This window comes from Cytobacillus solani, from assembly GCF_001420595.1.
GTDB lineage: Bacteria > Bacillota > Bacilli > Bacillales > Cytobacillaceae > Cytobacillus > Cytobacillus solani.
Genome location: NZ_LJIX01000006.1, coordinates 3,400,510 through 3,415,964 on the forward strand (window position 1 = coordinate 3,400,510; position 15,455 = coordinate 3,415,964).

General features: G+C 37.8%; 18 protein-coding genes and 2 riboswitches. Of the genes, 3 read left to right on the forward strand and 15 right to left on the reverse strand.

The genetic code is table 11. The annotated features are described in order from the left end of the window. Positions 1-122: 122 nt before the first annotated feature. Positions 123-959, reverse strand: a complete 837-nt coding sequence (locus AN957_RS18865) for a lipoate--protein ligase family protein (protein ID WP_056685540.1) — start codon at positions 957-959, stop codon at positions 123-125. Positions 960-1,148: 189 nt separating this feature from the next. Between AN957_RS18865 and AN957_RS18870 the strand changes: the two genes are divergently transcribed. Beyond that, positions 1,149-1,532 (forward strand): rhodanese-like domain-containing protein, encoded by a 384-nt coding sequence (locus tag AN957_RS18870; RefSeq protein WP_053476986.1) that lies wholly within the window; start codon positions 1,149-1,151, stop codon positions 1,530-1,532. A 299-nt stretch (positions 1,533-1,831) separates the two neighbouring features. Here AN957_RS18870 and gcvPB read toward each other — a convergent pair whose 3' ends face one another. The 3 genes from gcvPB to gcvT are packed head-to-tail and all read right to left on the reverse strand — an operon-like array spanning position 1,832 to position 5,754. Beyond that, on the reverse strand, positions 1,832-3,292 hold the full coding sequence (gene gcvPB / locus AN957_RS18875) for an aminomethyl-transferring glycine dehydrogenase subunit GcvPB (RefSeq protein ID WP_056685543.1): 1,461 nt from the start codon (positions 3,290-3,292) through the stop codon (positions 1,832-1,834). After that, on the reverse strand, positions 3,285-4,631 hold the full coding sequence (gcvPA, locus tag AN957_RS18880) for an aminomethyl-transferring glycine dehydrogenase subunit GcvPA (protein ID WP_056685546.1): 1,347 nt from the start codon (positions 4,629-4,631) through the stop codon (positions 3,285-3,287). The genes gcvPB and gcvPA overlap by 8 nt, the downstream gene beginning before the upstream one ends. Positions 4,632-4,647: 16 nt before the next feature. Then, positions 4,648-5,754, reverse strand: coding sequence for a glycine cleavage system aminomethyltransferase GcvT (gene gcvT / locus AN957_RS18885; RefSeq protein WP_056685549.1), 1,107 nt, complete (start codon positions 5,752-5,754; stop codon positions 4,648-4,650). A 93-nt stretch (positions 5,755-5,847) separates the two neighbouring features. Then, positions 5,848-6,003, reverse strand: a riboswitch (glycine riboswitch). 3 nt (positions 6,004-6,006) lie between these two features. After that, positions 6,007-6,098: riboswitch (glycine riboswitch) on the reverse strand. Between the two features lie 205 nt (positions 6,099-6,303). Here gcvT and AN957_RS18890 point away from each other — a divergent pair. Beyond that, positions 6,304-8,001: a DEAD/DEAH box helicase gene (locus tag AN957_RS18890; RefSeq protein WP_056685552.1), complete on the forward strand. Its 1,698-nt coding sequence runs from the start codon at positions 6,304-6,306 to the stop codon at positions 7,999-8,001. Continuing rightward, positions 7,970-8,782 (forward strand): YqhG family protein, encoded by an 813-nt coding sequence (locus AN957_RS18895; RefSeq protein ID WP_056685555.1) that lies wholly within the window; start codon positions 7,970-7,972, stop codon positions 8,780-8,782. The genes AN957_RS18890 and AN957_RS18895 overlap by 32 nt, the downstream gene beginning before the upstream one ends. A gap of 37 nt (positions 8,783-8,819) precedes the next feature. Here the strand turns inward: AN957_RS18895 and AN957_RS27040 are convergent, their stop codons facing one another. From AN957_RS27040 to AN957_RS18950, 11 genes are all read right to left on the reverse strand, one after another. Beyond that, entirely contained in the window at positions 8,820-8,996 is a 177-nt protein-coding gene (locus AN957_RS27040) for a YqzE family protein (protein WP_075209182.1), read from the reverse strand. Positions 8,997-9,063: 67 nt separating this feature from the next. Further along, the gene (locus AN957_RS18900) at positions 9,064-9,567 is read right to left on the reverse strand and encodes a shikimate kinase (RefSeq protein WP_053476992.1); all 504 of its coding nucleotides are present in this window, start codon (positions 9,565-9,567) and stop codon (positions 9,064-9,066) included. Between the two features lie 14 nt (positions 9,568-9,581). Further along, positions 9,582-9,965, reverse strand: coding sequence for a competence type IV pilus minor pilin ComGG (gene comGG, locus AN957_RS18905; RefSeq protein WP_053476993.1), 384 nt, complete (start codon positions 9,963-9,965; stop codon positions 9,582-9,584). Further along, a complete protein-coding gene (comGF, locus tag AN957_RS18910; protein ID WP_056685558.1) occupies positions 9,952-10,434 on the reverse strand; it encodes a competence type IV pilus minor pilin ComGF in 483 nt (160 codons plus the stop codon). The genes comGG and comGF overlap by 14 nt, the downstream gene beginning before the upstream one ends. Continuing rightward, complete coding sequence (locus AN957_RS18915; RefSeq protein ID WP_053476995.1) at positions 10,388-10,720, reverse strand: hypothetical protein; 333 nt, start codon at positions 10,718-10,720, stop codon at positions 10,388-10,390. Before AN957_RS18915 ends, comGF begins: the two co-directional genes overlap by 47 nt. Continuing rightward, positions 10,704-11,144: a competence type IV pilus minor pilin ComGD gene (gene comGD, locus AN957_RS18920; protein ID WP_056685560.1), complete on the reverse strand. Its 441-nt coding sequence runs from the start codon at positions 11,142-11,144 to the stop codon at positions 10,704-10,706. Before comGD ends, AN957_RS18915 begins: the two co-directional genes overlap by 17 nt. Next, positions 11,137-11,472 carry a competence type IV pilus major pilin ComGC gene (comGC, locus tag AN957_RS18925; protein WP_053476997.1) on the reverse strand — a complete coding sequence of 112 codons (336 nt, stop codon included), beginning with the start codon at positions 11,470-11,472 and terminating at the stop codon, positions 11,137-11,139. The genes comGD and comGC overlap by 8 nt, the downstream gene beginning before the upstream one ends. Further along, positions 11,472-12,503, reverse strand: a complete 1,032-nt coding sequence (gene comGB / locus AN957_RS18930; protein WP_056685563.1) for a competence type IV pilus assembly protein ComGB — start codon at positions 12,501-12,503, stop codon at positions 11,472-11,474. The genes comGC and comGB overlap by 1 nt, the downstream gene beginning before the upstream one ends. Then, on the reverse strand, positions 12,490-12,885 hold the full coding sequence (locus tag AN957_RS18935) for an ATPase, T2SS/T4P/T4SS family (protein WP_075209183.1): 396 nt from the start codon (positions 12,883-12,885) through the stop codon (positions 12,490-12,492). The genes comGB and AN957_RS18935 overlap by 14 nt, the downstream gene beginning before the upstream one ends. A 33-nt stretch (positions 12,886-12,918) precedes the next feature. Continuing rightward, positions 12,919-13,392: a hypothetical protein gene (locus AN957_RS18940; RefSeq protein ID WP_056685568.1), complete on the reverse strand. Its 474-nt coding sequence runs from the start codon at positions 13,390-13,392 to the stop codon at positions 12,919-12,921. Between the two features lie 16 nt (positions 13,393-13,408). After that, a complete protein-coding gene (locus tag AN957_RS18950) occupies positions 13,409-15,250 on the reverse strand; it encodes an FtsK/SpoIIIE domain-containing protein (RefSeq protein ID WP_156341152.1) in 1,842 nt (613 codons plus the stop codon). Positions 15,251-15,455: the final 205 nt, after the last annotated feature.

Genomic DNA, 15,455 nt, shown 5'->3' on the forward strand with positions numbered 1-15,455 from the left:
AAAAGACGAAGAAAGAGACGCAGCAGTTGCACTTATACTTAATTCATATCGACTACGTCGAATAATCGTCTTACTTAAAATTTATATATGCTTAAAAGCAAAAAAAACGGCCGAGGCCGCTTTTATCTTTTGAAATTCCATTCATCTTGTTCATAACGCTCTTTAGCAATTTTATTTACATAAGCAAGCTCTTCTGCTGAAAGATCATATGGCTCAAGTTCAATATTCAGTCCTTCGGCAAAGCCCTTCTTAAATGCTTCTTTTGCCTGCTCTAACGTAATTCTTTCTTTACTTATTTCATTTATCGCAACTGCTTTATTTTTAAAGGCTTTTTGCATCCGCTCTTTTACTCTATCACTTGGATATTTGAATAAGCTAAACAGCTTATCTTCTTCTATATCAAGCAGAATAGAACCATGCTGCAGAATTACTCCCTTTTGCCTAGTTTGTGCACTTCCGGCCACTTTCCGGCCTTCTACAACTAGCTCATACCAGCTTGGTGCATCAAAGCAAACAGCTGAGCGGGGATTTTTCAATGAATCACGTTCTTCCGCAGTTCTTGGAACGGCAAAGTAAGCATCCATTCCCAAATGGTGAAATCCTTTCAATATTCCCTCAGAAATCACTCGATAAGCCTCAGTAACAGTTTTTGGCATATCAGGATGCTCCTCAGATACAATCACACTATATGTAAGTTCATGCTCATGGAGCACTCCTCTGCCGCCAGTCGGACGACGGACAAATCCAAGTCCATGTGCCTTCACCTGTTCCATATCAATTTCCTTATCTACCTTTTGAAAATAACCAATCGATAGAGTAGCCGGATCCCATCCATAAAAACGGATAACAGGCGGGATTTTCCCTTCGCTATTCCAATCAAGAAGTGCTTCGTCCAATGCCATATTAAAGGAAGGTGACCCTGCACCAGAATCAATAAAACGCCAAACTTCTTTTGTCATTATAAAACCTCTTTTACGATTTGTTTTGCTATGTGTACGTTTTTAGTCTATCAAAATACAATAAAAAAACAAAGGAAGTTGAAGAAAATAGGGAAATAGAAGAAAATTTATCTGAATTCCTTTACTCATATCAAGAAAGACCTATATAATAAAAGATGGCCTAGCTAAGATTGAAAGGAGAAAGACGCATTGAATACCCTTTATTTACTTCTAATTATGTTAGGGGCAATTATTGTCTACTCAGTTATTACATGGTTATATCAGCGAAAAATTGTCAAGACGTTAACAGAAGAACAATTTCGCGAGGGTTATCGTAAAGCCCAATTAATTGATGTCCGAGAACAGAATGAATTTGAAGCAGGACATATTCTCGGCGCCCGAAATATTCCCATGTCTCAATTGAAAGTACGATTGAAAGAGCTTCGTACAGACAAGCCTGTTTATTTATATTGCCAAAGCGGAATGAGAAGTGGAAGAGCAGCACAATTCCTTTACCGCAGAGGCTATAAAGACCTATCTCAACTTCAAGGCGGCTTTAAAAAATGGGGCGGCAAAATAAAAGCGAAAAACTAATAGTGAAATCCTCTAGCCTATTCGCGCAGAGGATTTTTTATGTACAACGTAACAATTTTTAGTGGTTAGCGTCCTATTTTTTTGCGAAAAACAGATTTTATTTGCAATTCTCCTATCTTATTTGCGAAAAACAGATTTTATTTGCAATCTACCTATTTTATTTGCCAAAAACTGATTTTATTTGCAATTGCCCCTATCTAACAGTTGCAATTACCTTAAATACCTTCAAACTAGCGATTTATAAATTCTATCAGTGAACAAAAATAGACTGGCTCTTATAAAGAACCAGTCTTGTCAGGTTATTGTTTTTGATAGCGCAGGACAGGTTTACGAGCTGCCAAAGTTTCGTCCAGACGCCCAATCACTGTATTATGAGGCGCTTCTTGCACGATTTCTGGATTCACTTCTGCTTCCTTCGCAATTTGGATCATAGCATCGCAGAATGCATCTAGTGTTTCTTTTGATTCCGTTTCAGTCGGCTCAATCATGATGCATTCTTCCACGTTTAATGGGAAGTAAATGGTTGGCGGATGATAACCGAAGTCTAAAAGCCTCTTCGCAATATCAAGTGTTCTTACTCCTAACTTCTTCTGACGCTTTCCACTAAGGACGAATTCATGCTTACAATGTCTATCAAATGGAAGATCATACGATTCTTGCAATCTTCTCATCATATAGTTTGCATTTAATACGGCATATTCAGTCACCGCTTTAAGTCCATCTGGACCCATCGTGCGAATATACGTATATGCACGAACATTTATGCCAAAGTTACCATAATAAGGCTTCACACGGCCAATCGATTGCGGGCGGTCATAATCCAATACAAATTGATCTCCTTGCTTCACAAGCACAGGCTTTGGAAGGAACGGAATTAAATCCGCCTTTACTCCGACAGGACCTGAACCAGGACCGCCGCCGCCATGTGGACCAGTAAATGTTTTATGAAGATTTAAATGCACAAGATCAAATCCCATATCTCCTGGGCGTGCCTTTGACATAACTGCATTTAAGTTGGCTCCGTCATAATAGAGCTTCCCTCCAGCAGCATGAACAATCTCAGCCATCTCAAGAATATCTTCTTCAAAAAGCCCTAAAGTGTTAGGATTGGTCAGCATAAGAGCTGCCGTGTCTTCCCCAACTACCCGGCGGAGATCATCTAAGTCGACTAACCCATTCTCGCCAGATTTAACGGTAATAGTTTCAAAACCAGCAACTGTTGCAGATGCAGGGTTCGTCCCATGCGCAGAGTCAGGAATGAGCACTTTCGTCCGTTTATGATCTCCATTTGCTTCATGGAATGCACGGACCATCATAAGAGCTGTCCATTCGCCATGGGCACCAGCAGCAGGCTGAAGCGTTACTTGGTCCATACCAGTAATCTCAATTAAATGCTCCTGTAAATCGTACATAAGCTCTAATGCTCCTTGAACAGAACTCTCATCCTGCAATGGATGCAAGTGGGCAAATCCAGGGTAACGCGCCACATTCTCATTGATTTTCGGATTATATTTCATTGTACATGATCCAAGCGGATAAAAGCCTGAGTCAACCCCATGGTTCCGATTAGACAGAGCTGTGTAATGACGCATAATATCAAGCTCTGATACTTCAGGAAGCTCGGGCTCCTCTTCTCTTAAATATCCGGCAGGAATTAGTTCGTTTATATCTATTTCCGGAACATCCATTTCCGGGAGGCTATAACCGATGCGGCCAGGCTTCGATATTTCAAAAATGAGTGCTTGATCATCCTTATGCATGGTAATCCCCCATTTCATTTACAAATGTATCAATTTCTTCTTTTGTTCTTAGTTCAGTGACAGCAACTAACATATGATTCTTTAGATCTGAATAATCACGGCCTAAATCATAGCCGCCAATCATCCCTTTTTCAAGCAGCTTTTTATTTACATCTTTAACAGACGCATTTAACTTCACCACAAATTCATTGAAGGAAGGACCTTCAAACGCAATCTCAAACCCTTTGGTCTTAAATGCTTCCTTCGCATAGTGTGCTTTTTGGATGTTGGAGATAGCCATTTCTTTCACGCCATTTTTTCCAAGAGCTGTCATTGCAACAGATGCAGCCAAAGCATTTAATGCTTGGTTTGAACAAATATTAGATGTTGCTTTATCACGGCGAATATGCTGCTCACGTGCTTGAAGAGTAAGGACAAAACCGCGGCGTCCTTCTTCATCAACTGTTTGACCAACAAGACGACCCGGAACCTTCCTCATCAATTTATTTGTTACAGCGAAATAACCGCAGTGTGGACCACCGAATGCAGTTGGGATACCAAATGGCTGAGCATCACCGGCAACAATATCTGCACCCAATTTCCCTGGAGGTGTTAATGCCCCAAGAGACAGCGGATTGCTTGAAACAACAAACAATGATTTCTGTGCGTGAATGATTTCTTCAAGCTCTTTTAACGGTTCAATACGGCCAAAAAAGTTCGGATACTGAACAATGACCGAGGCGATTTCATCATTGATCATGTCTTTTAAAGCAGCAACATCTGTAATTCCATCCTTGTGCGGAATTTCTATTACTTCAATATATTGGCCCTTTGCATAGGTTTTCACCACTTCTTTTGCTTCTGGATGAACAGCGCTTGAAATGAGCACTTTTTTGCGGCGTGTTTGCCCTGCACTAAGCATCGCTGCTTCAGCCAAAGCCGTTCCTCCATCGTACATAGAAGAGTTCGCTACATCCATCCCCGTTAATTCGCAGATCATGGACTGGAATTCAAAAATTGCTTGCAGCTCTCCCTGTGAAATTTCAGGCTGATATGGCGTATAAGCTGTGTAAAATTCAGAACGTGATAACACATGGTCGACAATTACTGGCATATAGTGATCATAGACACCTGCACCTAGAAAGGATGTATGGCTTCTTAAATCGGCATTTTTTTGTGCCATTTGTGTAAGTTCTTTCATTAATGCCGTTTCTGTTTTCTTCGGTTTAATGTTATATTCCCCTTTAAATCTTACACGTTCAGGAATATCACTGAATAATTCATCAATTGAGTTGACTCCGATTGTTTCGAGCATTTCTTGCTTATCAGTCTCTGTCATCGGTAAGTAGCGATGTTTCATTGTTATATCTCCTCTCCTATTTTTTCTCTCTTTTATAGAAAGGCGTAGCCGCCACAACAGCTTTCAAGCGTTTTCCGCGTATTTCAACTTCTACTTCAGAACCAATATCTGTATGTTCTGTTTTTAATAGAGCGAGGCCAATGTTTTTCTTTAATGTAGGTGATTGTGTACCTGTAGTCACTTCGCCAATTTGTTCATCGCCTTTATATACAGGATAGCCGTGACGAGGAATCCCGCGGTCAATCATTTCAATCCCTGCTAATTTTCTTGGTAAACCCTTCTCTTTTTGAGCGGCAAGTGCTTCTTTTCCAATAAAATCTGCTTCTTTTTGTACTTTAACCGCGAAGCCAATTCCTGCTTCAAGAGGAGAAATTTCTGGTGATAATTCTTGCCCATATAGAGCAAGATTGGCTTCGAAGCGCAATGTATCACGAGCTCCTAAACCACAAGGGAGAACTCCTTCATCCTTACCAGCTTCTAAAATATCTTTCCAGATTGCCACAACGTCTTTAGCATCGCAATATATTTCAAAGCCGTCCTCACCTGTATAGCCAGTTCTAGAAACAAGTGCTTTCTTTCCATTTAAATCTACATTCTCCTGAAATTTAAAGAAACCAATATCAGCTAAATTTATGTCTCCTGCAAGCTTTTGCAGTATTTCCTCAGCCAATGGGCCTTGGATTGCCACCTGAGCCGTTTCATCTGAAAGATTTTTTAGCTCCACATTGCCTTCAAGATGCTCTTCTAGCCATTTATAATCTTTTTCAATATTTGATGCGTTCACAACAAGTAAATAGTGATTATCTTCTAATTTGTAAACGAGCAAATCATCAACAGTTCCGCCATTTTCATAACACATAGCTGTATACTGGGCTGCTGAGTTTTTTAATTTTGAGATGTCATTCGTCATCATTTTTTGAAGGTATGAAAGGCTGTCAGAACCCTTTACTTCAATTTCACCCATATGGGATACATCAAACAAACCAGCTTTTGTTCTTACTGCTTCATGCTCTTCTTTGATGCTTGAAAACTGAACAGGCAGATCCCAGCCTCCAAAGTCGATTGTCTTTGCACCATAGTCTTTGTAAACATCAAATAATGGTGTTCGTTTTAACTGTGACATTTACTCGTCCCCCTTTAATCCTTTTGAAAGGTTTGAAAATTTACCTTACATCCATAAAAAAAGACAGAGAATCCCCTCGTATCGTGAGAAGATCTCTGTCCTTGCACCTGAAAGTTTACCGTTTACGGTTTTCCCCTTTGGTGGCTCATTTATCGAGAAAAGCGCAAGCACCTGGTCACCCTCAGGATGGCTTGTGACCTCGAGGGTTAGGCGCTGGAGCTAGACAATAAAAATGAGCTCTCTCCAGAGCTACGTCCAACAAGGGTTCTTTTGCCTGAGAGATTCACAATAAATATTGCTTGCTCCTTCGGCGCTACAAATGTAGTCTCTCCCCTTGCCTTCATCCGCATTTATAAAATTTTCCCAATTGGTTCATACTAAACGCAAATACCAACTGAACGATTACGGAAAATAAAAGTAAACAATATTATTTCGATTAACTAAGTAAAGTGGCAAATTTCAAAACTTTCAAAGCTAATTTTATCCTACCATTAGAACCACTTTTGAGCAATGGGGAATTATTTTTCTCTTTTTAAGGAGTTGGATTAGATGACAGTGCAAATAAATTTTGATTCTTCATGGCAAAATGAGTTTTTACATAGAATTGAAGAGGACGGACCATGGGGAAGCTGGGAGCTTTATAAACTAGCCATAGAAGTAGAAAATCATACAATCATTCCTGAATTTGAAGGACTTCAGGCACCCAAGCATCTATCAAGCCTTATTCCTTTGCCACATCAACTGGAAGTGGCTAAACAGGTAGTAGAAAATATGAATGGAAAAGCGATTCTTGCTGATGAAGTTGGCTTGGGAAAAACGATAGAAGCTGGCTTGATCTTAAAAGAATATATGATTAGAGGACTAGTGAAAAAGGTGCTCATCCTTGTTCCTGCTTCTCTTGTCACACAGTGGGCCATCGAATTAAATTCAAAGTTTTTCATCCCTGCGATTGCACAGCGGAAAAGCTATGTATGGGAACAATGTGATGTGGTCGTATCTTCGATTGATACAGCTAAGCGAAATCCCCATAAGGATATTATCTATAATCAAGACTATGATTTAGTCATAATCGATGAAGCTCACAAACTGAAAAACAATAAGACAAAAAACTATGAGTTTGTTCAAAAATTAAAAAAGAAATTCTGCCTGCTTCTGACCGCTACACCTATTCAGAATCGAATCAGTGAAATCTTTAACTTAGTTTCCCTATTAAAGCCTGGTCATTTAGGCAATGAAGCTGATTTCTATGAAAAATATCAAAAGGATTCACGATCACTGGATGATAATGAATATTTAAAAGAGCTTGTCAATAAAGTGATGATTCGAAACCGAAGAGCAGATACAGGGATTGAATGGACGAAACGAAATGTGGAAACATTGCCAATTGAATTTTCAAAGGAAGAAAGAGAGCTATATGAAGCAGTTACAAACCTTCGTGGAGATGGGAACTGGATGAGCTCAAGCCAATTTTCTGTTATGACCCTTCAACGGGAAGCATGCAGCAGCAGAGAGGCTGTTTTTTTCACATTAAGAAATATGCTCCAGAAAAAAGAAGAGCCTACAAAAGAATATCAGGATAAAATTCTATATTTAATCACGAAGGTAGAAGAAGTTCAAAAGAATGCAAAAGCAGAAAAGGCACTGGAATTAATTAAGCAAATAAATGATAAAGTTATTATTTTTACTGAATATCGAGCCACACAAATGTATTTACAATGGTTTCTTAAGCAGCACGGAATTACATCAGTCCCTTTTAGAGGCGGATTCAGGCGTGGAAAAAAAGATTGGATGAGAGAGCTATTTCAAAAAAACGCTCAAGTTCTTATCGCTACGGAAGCGGGAGGAGAAGGCATTAACCTTCAATTTTGCAATCATATTATTAATTTCGATTTGCCATGGAATCCTATGCGGCTAGAACAAAGAATTGGGCGGATCCACCGGCTTGGACAGGAGAAAGATGTAAACATTTACAACTTCGCCATAAAGGATACAGTGGAGGAACATGTTCTGAAGCTATTGTATGAAAAAATACATCTTTTTGAAAAAGTAATTGGTGACTTAGATGATATTCTAACAAAGCTTGACTTCGGAAATATCGATGACCATCTTATCGACATTTTTGGCAAGTCTTCTTCAGAAGGTGAAATGAGAATAAAAATGGACAATTTAACTTCGATGATTCAATTTGCAGAAGAGATGAAAGCGGGTGAACAGCGTGCAGCAACAGGAAATTCAGCATTTTCTTGAAAGGTATTTTCATGCAAACTACTGTGAGATGATTGAGTCGGGACCTGGCTATCTAACTGTACAATTAACAATTGAGCTAGACAAACAGCTAATGAATCGACCATTCTACTGGCATTATCTAGAAAAAACAGGTGGCATTCCGAATCCGTTGCAGCTGACTATGATCACAAATCCTGAAGCTGCCCCAAAAGCATTAAAAGGGGAAACGATCCACTTTGGCTCTCCACGGCTGCATCAAATTTTCGAATCTACGAAGAAGCTCGCAGGCTATATTCGTTTATATGAAAAACATAAAAATACATTTGGGCAGCAAACCCCTTTACGTCCATGGCTTGGGATGAACGTTCGTATCTCCTACCAATGTGATCGCAAAAGAGATGTATTCAGGTCGATCGGATTACAATTAATCAATGGACAAATGGTGGAGGGTTTTCATGACAAGCTTTTGGAACTAGAGCTCACGCCTAAAATTCCTGACTACTCCTTTACCTTATCCCCTTTAATCATGCCCAAAAGCGGAATGATTAGGATTCAGCATTTTTTACAAAATGAAATAGATAAAGAGGATCACACATGGGCAGAAGAAGCGACAGCACGCTGGGAGAAGGATTTGAATTTGCTTGAACATTTTTATAAAGAAATGGAAGAAAAGGAAGAAAGCTATGAAATTGAAAAAACAGCTTTAAAGGAGCAATATGAACCAAGAATAAATATATCGATCATTAATGGCGGGTTATTTTATTTGACAGAAAATGCATTCCAGCGTTCAATTGTGAGTTAAAAAGAAACCGGCCACGATCGGCCGGTTTCTTTTCTAATTATTTTCTTTTGAACAAAGCATAAAGGGCATATGGAATAATTCCAAACCATTTCAATAAAAAAGGCTCTTTTGTATTCTTTTTTTCTATCCGGTATTTTTTCCGTTCATCCTTTGGCTGATCGATATATTTGACTACTGTCTGCGTAATGTATTTTACATAATCATTTGATTTCATTGCCATACACCTGCACTTAGCTGATTTCTATTAAATAAATCCAGACTACACGTCCAAGTATGCCCCTTTATTGCAAATTTAAACAGGCGACAATTTCTTTTACCACCTCACTGATTCCTTTTCCAGTCGTATTAATTATATTATCTGCAGCCTGTTTGTATATTGGCAGCCTTTCTTTATAAAGTGTTCCTATCCTTTCTAGTTTATCCCCTCTAAGCAATGGTCTTGTTTCGTCTCGTTCAAGTCGTTTTGCGATTTCCTCTTCACTCGCAAATAGGAAAATCACGATTCCTTGTTCTTTTAATAACTTCCTATTTTCATTCTTGCAGACAATACCTCCACCTGTTGTAATAATTGTATCTTCTACAGGCAGTTCTCCTAATATTCTAGTCTCACATGCCCGAAAATACGCCTCCCCTTGCCGCTCGAATATTTCACTGATTGTAAGTGCTTCTTTCTTTTCGATTTCTTCATCTGTATCAAAAACCGGCATCTTCAAGTATTCACCCAGTGCTTTTCCAATCGTCGTTTTTCCTGCCCCCATAAATCCAGTCAAATAGATTGATTTCATTCACAAATCCCCACTCAATTTTTTTCATTCCATTTTATCATTTTCTGAAGATCTTTGTCATAGTAACCGGTTCCTTCAATTTCTGGAAGATCCTTTATTTTTAACATAAATGTCACCCGATATAGGCTGTCTGTTACTTTTATGGTATGATAATTCACTTCCCCTGCTGTGAACGAATATACTCCTGATACCTCCCCACTTTCTTCCTCTAAAAATCGTTCTTCCGTCCATTTCACCGCACTTAAATAATAATATTCCTGTTTTAACATCGTTACTGATTCATTATTCATTTTTCTCTCAGACACATATAATTCAAGCTGAATGGAGAGCACAACGAAAGCTAGGAGAATCACACAAAAAGTTAGCGGATAAGAAAAACCTTTTTCATTCCGGATCATCGTCTGCCTCCAAATCGAGAAATGAAATGAAGGAGGCAGCATGCTGTTGCTGGAATAAATCATTTACAGTCAACCGGAAGCCGTCTTTTAACTCATCGAAACAGACTGTTTCCACTTGCTGAAAGACAATTTCATGACCCTTTTCATCTACTCTTCGCCTAATATTTGACCCATGCTTATCAAACTGGATACTTTGTCCATCCTTCCATAAAATAATCCTGTCATTAAATACATACATCTCATCAGATAGCCGAACTTCCTTTTTCAATTGCTGCACAAAAACATGCCATTCCATTATTTTATTTCTTGCTTCAAACTGTTCATTTTGGAAAAGGTACTTAAAGCTAAGAGGAAAAAAGGACACAATTAAGAGAAAAATGGAGAATGCATAAAGCATTTCTACCATCGTAAAGCCTTTATCATTAAAATGTTTCACACTTTTTATAGGGCTGTTGAAGAAGATCTTCATATTTAATGCATACCTCCATATTAGCGGTTTCCCCATTTCCATTTTGAAAGATCTCATATACAGTTTGATTAACAACAATTGTTTCAGTGGCTGGATATACCGCTTTCTTCTTCGCATCTATTAAACTTTCGTATAAAATCTTAGCAGCAAAGAATTCCTGTCTTACTTGGAGAGATTGATTAACTGCTTGAATAATCAATGGAAAAAGAACACTGGCTATGACTAGCCATGCAGAAAGAGTTAATAATAATTCTGCCAAAAAAAATCCGTCATTCTTTCGCCACATAAAATCTCCCCTTTCCAATTAAGAAGGTCATTCTGTAACGAACTTTATCAACGATGATAATAAAGGAGCCAAATCGATTGATATTCCCATTAGGATGATATTGAAAAAAAAGCTTCATCGTGCCTTCCCTTATCGTAATTGCTTCAGGGATGTCCCTTTCGATTAAGAAGCCTTTATTATGCCCCTCACGCAAATAGTAGTAATTTTCCTCTGGAAGGATATGAACAGTGATCAAAATCTGATGTGACATGGCATATTGCTGTCCATATAATAAGTCTGCTTTTAATTGGCTAATAAATTGCTGTTTTTCAAGAGAGACAAATTGAGCTTTTAACAGGATGGCAGAAACAGAGGCGATAATGAGGAATACGCTAAGTACAAAGAGGGACTCTAATAATGTAAAGCCATCTTCTGTGTTATTCATTTGTAGAAGATTCCTTTTGTTTCGAGGACACTTTTCCGTCTGTAATCACAATGGCTTCTCCATTTGGACACGTTGTTTCATTCTCGTTTAAATATTTTTCATCCACTAATGCTTTTATATCTGCAGGGGGCTTTTTATGTTCAATTTCATATGCCTGTACTTGGGCTTGAACCATCTTTACAAAAGCTTCACATCCCTTTTTATTGATGTTTCCATTATGCTTCGTAATATTCGGTATTGTAATAATCAGCAGAACTGATATAACAAGAAGGACAATCATCATCTCCAGCAATGTAAATCCTTTTTCACCTTTTAGTCGTTTTGTCATTAAAATCCCTCCAATAGATGGAACATTGGTAATAATACAGCTAAATACATAGATACAATTAAAAAGCCAATAAATACATACAAACATGGCTGGATCGTTTTTAACATTTTTTCCGTTCTTTCCTCTAAGAGGTTTAAACAATATCGGCTAAAAAAGAATAGCTCTTGGTCTAATTTTCCATTCCTTTGTCCGTGCCTAATAATATGAGCAAGCTCTCTTTCAAAAAATGGATAACTAATTAAAATGTCCTCAAGCTTATCGCCCTTTCGTAAACCATGCTTTAATTCCCTACCTAGCTCTTTGTAAAGTGGCTGTTTATCATTGTTTTCAAATAAGCTTAGTGCTTCATGAACAGATAATCCTCCAGCTAACAAATAACTAATTTGTACGGAAAAATAATGGGTATAAAACAATTTGAAAAATATCCCGATTACCGGAAGGGAGACTAGCATTTTCTTTTGTCCGATTTGAGAAAAATGACGGAATCTGAAGAAGTAGTAGCATAGGAGAAGCAGGAATAAAAAGAGGATCCCTATCGTTAGGTACGGCAATAGTTCTCCAAATGTGGAAACAACCTTTGTGAAAAAATTAGGCTTGAGGCTCATTGAGATAAACAGCGAGGAAAATCTCGGCAATATAATTCTCTCAACAAATATAAATAAGACAGCAGTTATAAAGATTAAAAATAAAGGATATACAAACAATTTCTTTAGCTTTTCAAAATCTCTATCCCTCTTCAGCATCATTTCACTTCCATCTTGAAAGGCTGCAGCTAACCCCCCATGCTGCTCAGCAAAATACACATAGCCAATCAGATGCTGATTAAAGTGGAGTTTAGCCAAAACTTGATAAAAAGGATAGCCTTCTCTTAAATCTGCTAGACATTGACTAAGCTCAAGCTTCTTTTTATTTGGCATTTGATATAATAGAGACTCAATTGCTTCTGATAAAGGATAGCCTCTAGTAAGCAATTCACCCATTCGTTTTAAAAACTGGCATTGCTCCTGCAAACTCCACTTACGTTTGATCATGCTCAAGCACCCACCGCTCATATTCTGTTTCTTTAATAAAACCAAGTGCTATTCCCTTTTTAATGATATCCTTTAAGTTTCGGTATTTAATAACAGCCTCTTCACCTCTCGCCACTTTCATAGAGGCATTTAATGCCCTCCCAGTTAAAAGCTCAAAAATACTTGCTCTTTTCAATCTGCCATAGCAATAGCAGTATGGGGAACATTCCCCCTTACAAAACGGACAGGATAATTCCACAAGTCTCTGCGCGGTTACAGCAACAAGGGTCTGTTCTATTTCTACTGCATCCACACCAAATTCACTCAACCTGTAAATCGCTCCTCTAGCATCCCTCGTATGCATCGTTGAAAGAACTAAATGCGCAGTTATGTTAATAGGCACATATAATACTATTTTTGTACTGTAAAAGATAAATCAAACTGCATTACCCACTTGCTTCAAAACATTTAGAATTAAAGGAGACACTTGTATCAACACATAACCTAATCCAGCATTTTGAATCATACTCCACGCTTTTTCAGCATTTCCAAATATAAAGAAGAAACATGCTCCTACTATAACTACAGATGCAACAGGAAAACTTAATGCAACCAATATATCTACGACTGGATCTAAAACATGGGCCAATGCCGACAAAGTTTGTTCACCCATCCATTCTTTAGCAGTTACCGGTATAGCTTCATGTACAGGTATTGCTACAGAAGTAGAAGCTAATACCTTTACACCTGAAATAGCAAGCCCTACAGCTCCTACTGAACCAGTTAACATTAAAGGGATTGAAATGGTACTTGCTGCACTTAGAGTTCTCTTAACTATCTTTTTCCTTTTATTTTTTTCTTTTTCCTTAAAATCCCCACTCATGAAGTCCTTAAAAGCTATCGTTTTCATTCTCTTCCTCTCCTTTTTATCGAATATCACTGATTGTATACACTGTACAAGGGAGGCCTTTACAAAGTTCTGTTAACTGTTTTCTTCTTAATTCAGTAGTAGTAATCCATATTAATTTAGGAAAATATCCAAAATGAGCAGCCATTTCTCCCGATTTATATAGATTCTTATACTCCGCGACTTTCACTTTATTTTCTTTCATCTTTTGAGTGTGATCCACTTCTAAAATATGATATAGTCCACCCTTCTTAAACCAAGCATCACAAACAACAGAATATTTACTGTCTTTCACCTTGGCTTCATTTATCCATTCATGAGGAAAACCCATGAATATATAGAAGTCATTTCGCATTAAAACGTGGTTTACAAAGCTATTCTTTTTACGTACTTTTTGGGAGTTAACATATTCTCTTCCTTCTTTGTTAAGGTAATAAATAGCCTGGTATCCTTCCCTAAAACTTGATAGATAATAAGATAAGTCATGCAGAATTCGATTTGCATTTCTTTTCTTTCCTAGCCTGTGTAATTTCATTAATTGATCCCTGTTAAGAAAGTCCAGTTTCTTCAATGATAACAGTATTCTTTCTTGTCTCTCGTTCAGCTGCTTCAATTCTAGCCCCTCTCTAGCCCCTCCTTTGTTTATAATGTGGGGCTTAACGGTTTTCTGGATAATATCTGATGTGATAAGAGGGGTTTGAACAATAATACGTTTATCTGCTGTTTGATATATAGCGCGTCCTTTTATTTCTGGAAGATTCTCAGCACCATCACTATCTAATACAACCCTTGAAGCAGTGCCGGACTGTACACGAAAGCATAACTTACCATCGCTGTTTTGCTTGCATTGGCGAGGAATAACATCACCAGTGGGATATTGAGTGGCAAGCACTTGATAAAAGCCAAGGCCAGCTCCTAATCGAGCTATTTGAGACATATACTTTTGACACTTCTGCTTTAATTTTTTTTCATCTGTATCAACTGCTTCATCAGGGTTTAATTCCCCTACTTCATCTATGATGATAAAGTTTCTTTCTTTAATATTTGTATCTTCAATTTTCTTTTTACCTAATCGCTTAATCCTTTGCTGCATTAATTTCATTTGATTATAGGCATTTTCAAGTGTTAAGAGAGCTTCTTCTGGCTCATAAGCTATCGAGATTGTTTGTTTAATATTTTCATAATCACACAATTCCACACCGCCCTTTAAATCAATTAGGTGTAATTTTGTATTATCTGGTTGCTGTTGAAGCAATGAGGTAATAATGCAATTAATAGTATTTGATTTGCCATATCTAGTTGCCCCTCCTAAAGCTAAATGAGGAATTTTGCTAAAATCGTGATTGATAGGTTTGTTCTGTTCTCTCGTTACTCCGAAAAAAACTTTCCAATCTGAGGATGGATGAAAATCAACTTTTGTTGGCAAAGGATCATTATAAACCCTGATAATTAACATACCATCATATGAAAGCTCAATTTCCTTTCTGGCAGTTAGCTTCTTTGTGTATAGGCTTTTGATGTTAGAAAGAATATTGCCATCTAATTTAAGGGTTTTAAGGTCTTTGAACTGTATTTTTACTGAACGAGTATTAATTCCAGCTTCAATAGTCCTTTGTTTAGCTAAATAATCTTCGAAACTTCGCCCCAACGGTATGCGATAACGATATTCGTTCCCCCAATCATAATTTCTTTTCTTCACTAACTGAGTTGTGAAGGTTTGCTTTCCATCTTTCACATTCAAACCACTGAGGGTAAAGATTTTATTTATTTTTTTCGAATCATTTCCCTCTCCGTTTTTGGACAAATATGCATTAAGAGCCAACCCTCCCATCAAAACTGTTGTGACTGCTTCAAAAATCATTAGATATTTCCTCCTTTCAACGCCACCTCATTGAAACTTACAGAGTAAGTTCTCCCATTCATCAGGAATGCAAAATGTCGTTAAATCCACACACCATTGCTATATAGGGCATATTCTCGATAGTATTCCAGAGTGGTAAAAGATTAGGTATAGTAAAGGGTATGAGGTAAGGATTGTTCGATATGTCAATTAAATTGCTTGTTTT

What these genes read in the sequence shown, in the direction of transcription:
- gcvT (WP_056685549.1), bottom strand. Translation starts at nt 5,754, where the DNA reads ATGTCACAGTTAAAACGAACACCATTATTTGATGTTTACAAAGACTAT.
- comGD (WP_056685560.1), bottom strand. Translation starts at nt 11,144, where the DNA reads ATGAATAACACAGAAGATGGCTTTACATTATTAGAGTCCCTCTTTGTA.
- AN957_RS18890 (WP_056685552.1), top strand. Translation starts at nt 6,304, where the DNA reads ATGACAGTGCAAATAAATTTTGATTCTTCATGGCAAAATGAGTTTTTA.
- AN957_RS18900 (WP_053476992.1), bottom strand. Translation starts at nt 9,567, where the DNA reads ATGAAATCAATCTATTTGACTGGATTTATGGGGGCAGGAAAAACGACG.
- AN957_RS18865 (WP_056685540.1), bottom strand. Translation starts at nt 959, where the DNA reads ATGACAAAAGAAGTTTGGCGTTTTATTGATTCTGGTGCAGGGTCACCT.
- comGF (WP_056685558.1), bottom strand. Translation starts at nt 10,434, where the DNA reads ATGAAGATCTTCTTCAACAGCCCTATAAAAAGTGTGAAACATTTTAAT.
- gcvPA (WP_056685546.1), bottom strand. Translation starts at nt 4,631, where the DNA reads ATGAAACATCGCTACTTACCGATGACAGAGACTGATAAGCAAGAAATG.
- AN957_RS18950 (WP_156341152.1), bottom strand. Translation starts at nt 15,250, where the DNA reads ATGATTTTTGAAGCAGTCACAACAGTTTTGATGGGAGGGTTGGCTCTT.
- AN957_RS18940 (WP_056685568.1), bottom strand. Translation starts at nt 13,392, where the DNA reads ATGAAAACGATAGCTTTTAAGGACTTCATGAGTGGGGATTTTAAGGAA.
- AN957_RS27040 (WP_075209182.1), bottom strand. Translation starts at nt 8,996, where the DNA reads ATGAAATCAAATGATTATGTAAAATACATTACGCAGACAGTAGTCAAA.
- AN957_RS18915 (WP_053476995.1), bottom strand. Translation starts at nt 10,720, where the DNA reads ATGTGGCGAAAGAATGACGGATTTTTTTTGGCAGAATTATTATTAACT.
- comGG (WP_053476993.1), bottom strand. Translation starts at nt 9,965, where the DNA reads ATGATCCGGAATGAAAAAGGTTTTTCTTATCCGCTAACTTTTTGTGTG.
- comGC (WP_053476997.1), bottom strand. Translation starts at nt 11,472, where the DNA reads ATGACAAAACGACTAAAAGGTGAAAAAGGATTTACATTGCTGGAGATG.
- comGB (WP_056685563.1), bottom strand. Translation starts at nt 12,503, where the DNA reads ATGATCAAACGTAAGTGGAGTTTGCAGGAGCAATGCCAGTTTTTAAAA.
- gcvPB (WP_056685543.1), bottom strand. Translation starts at nt 3,292, where the DNA reads ATGCATAAGGATGATCAAGCACTCATTTTTGAAATATCGAAGCCTGGC.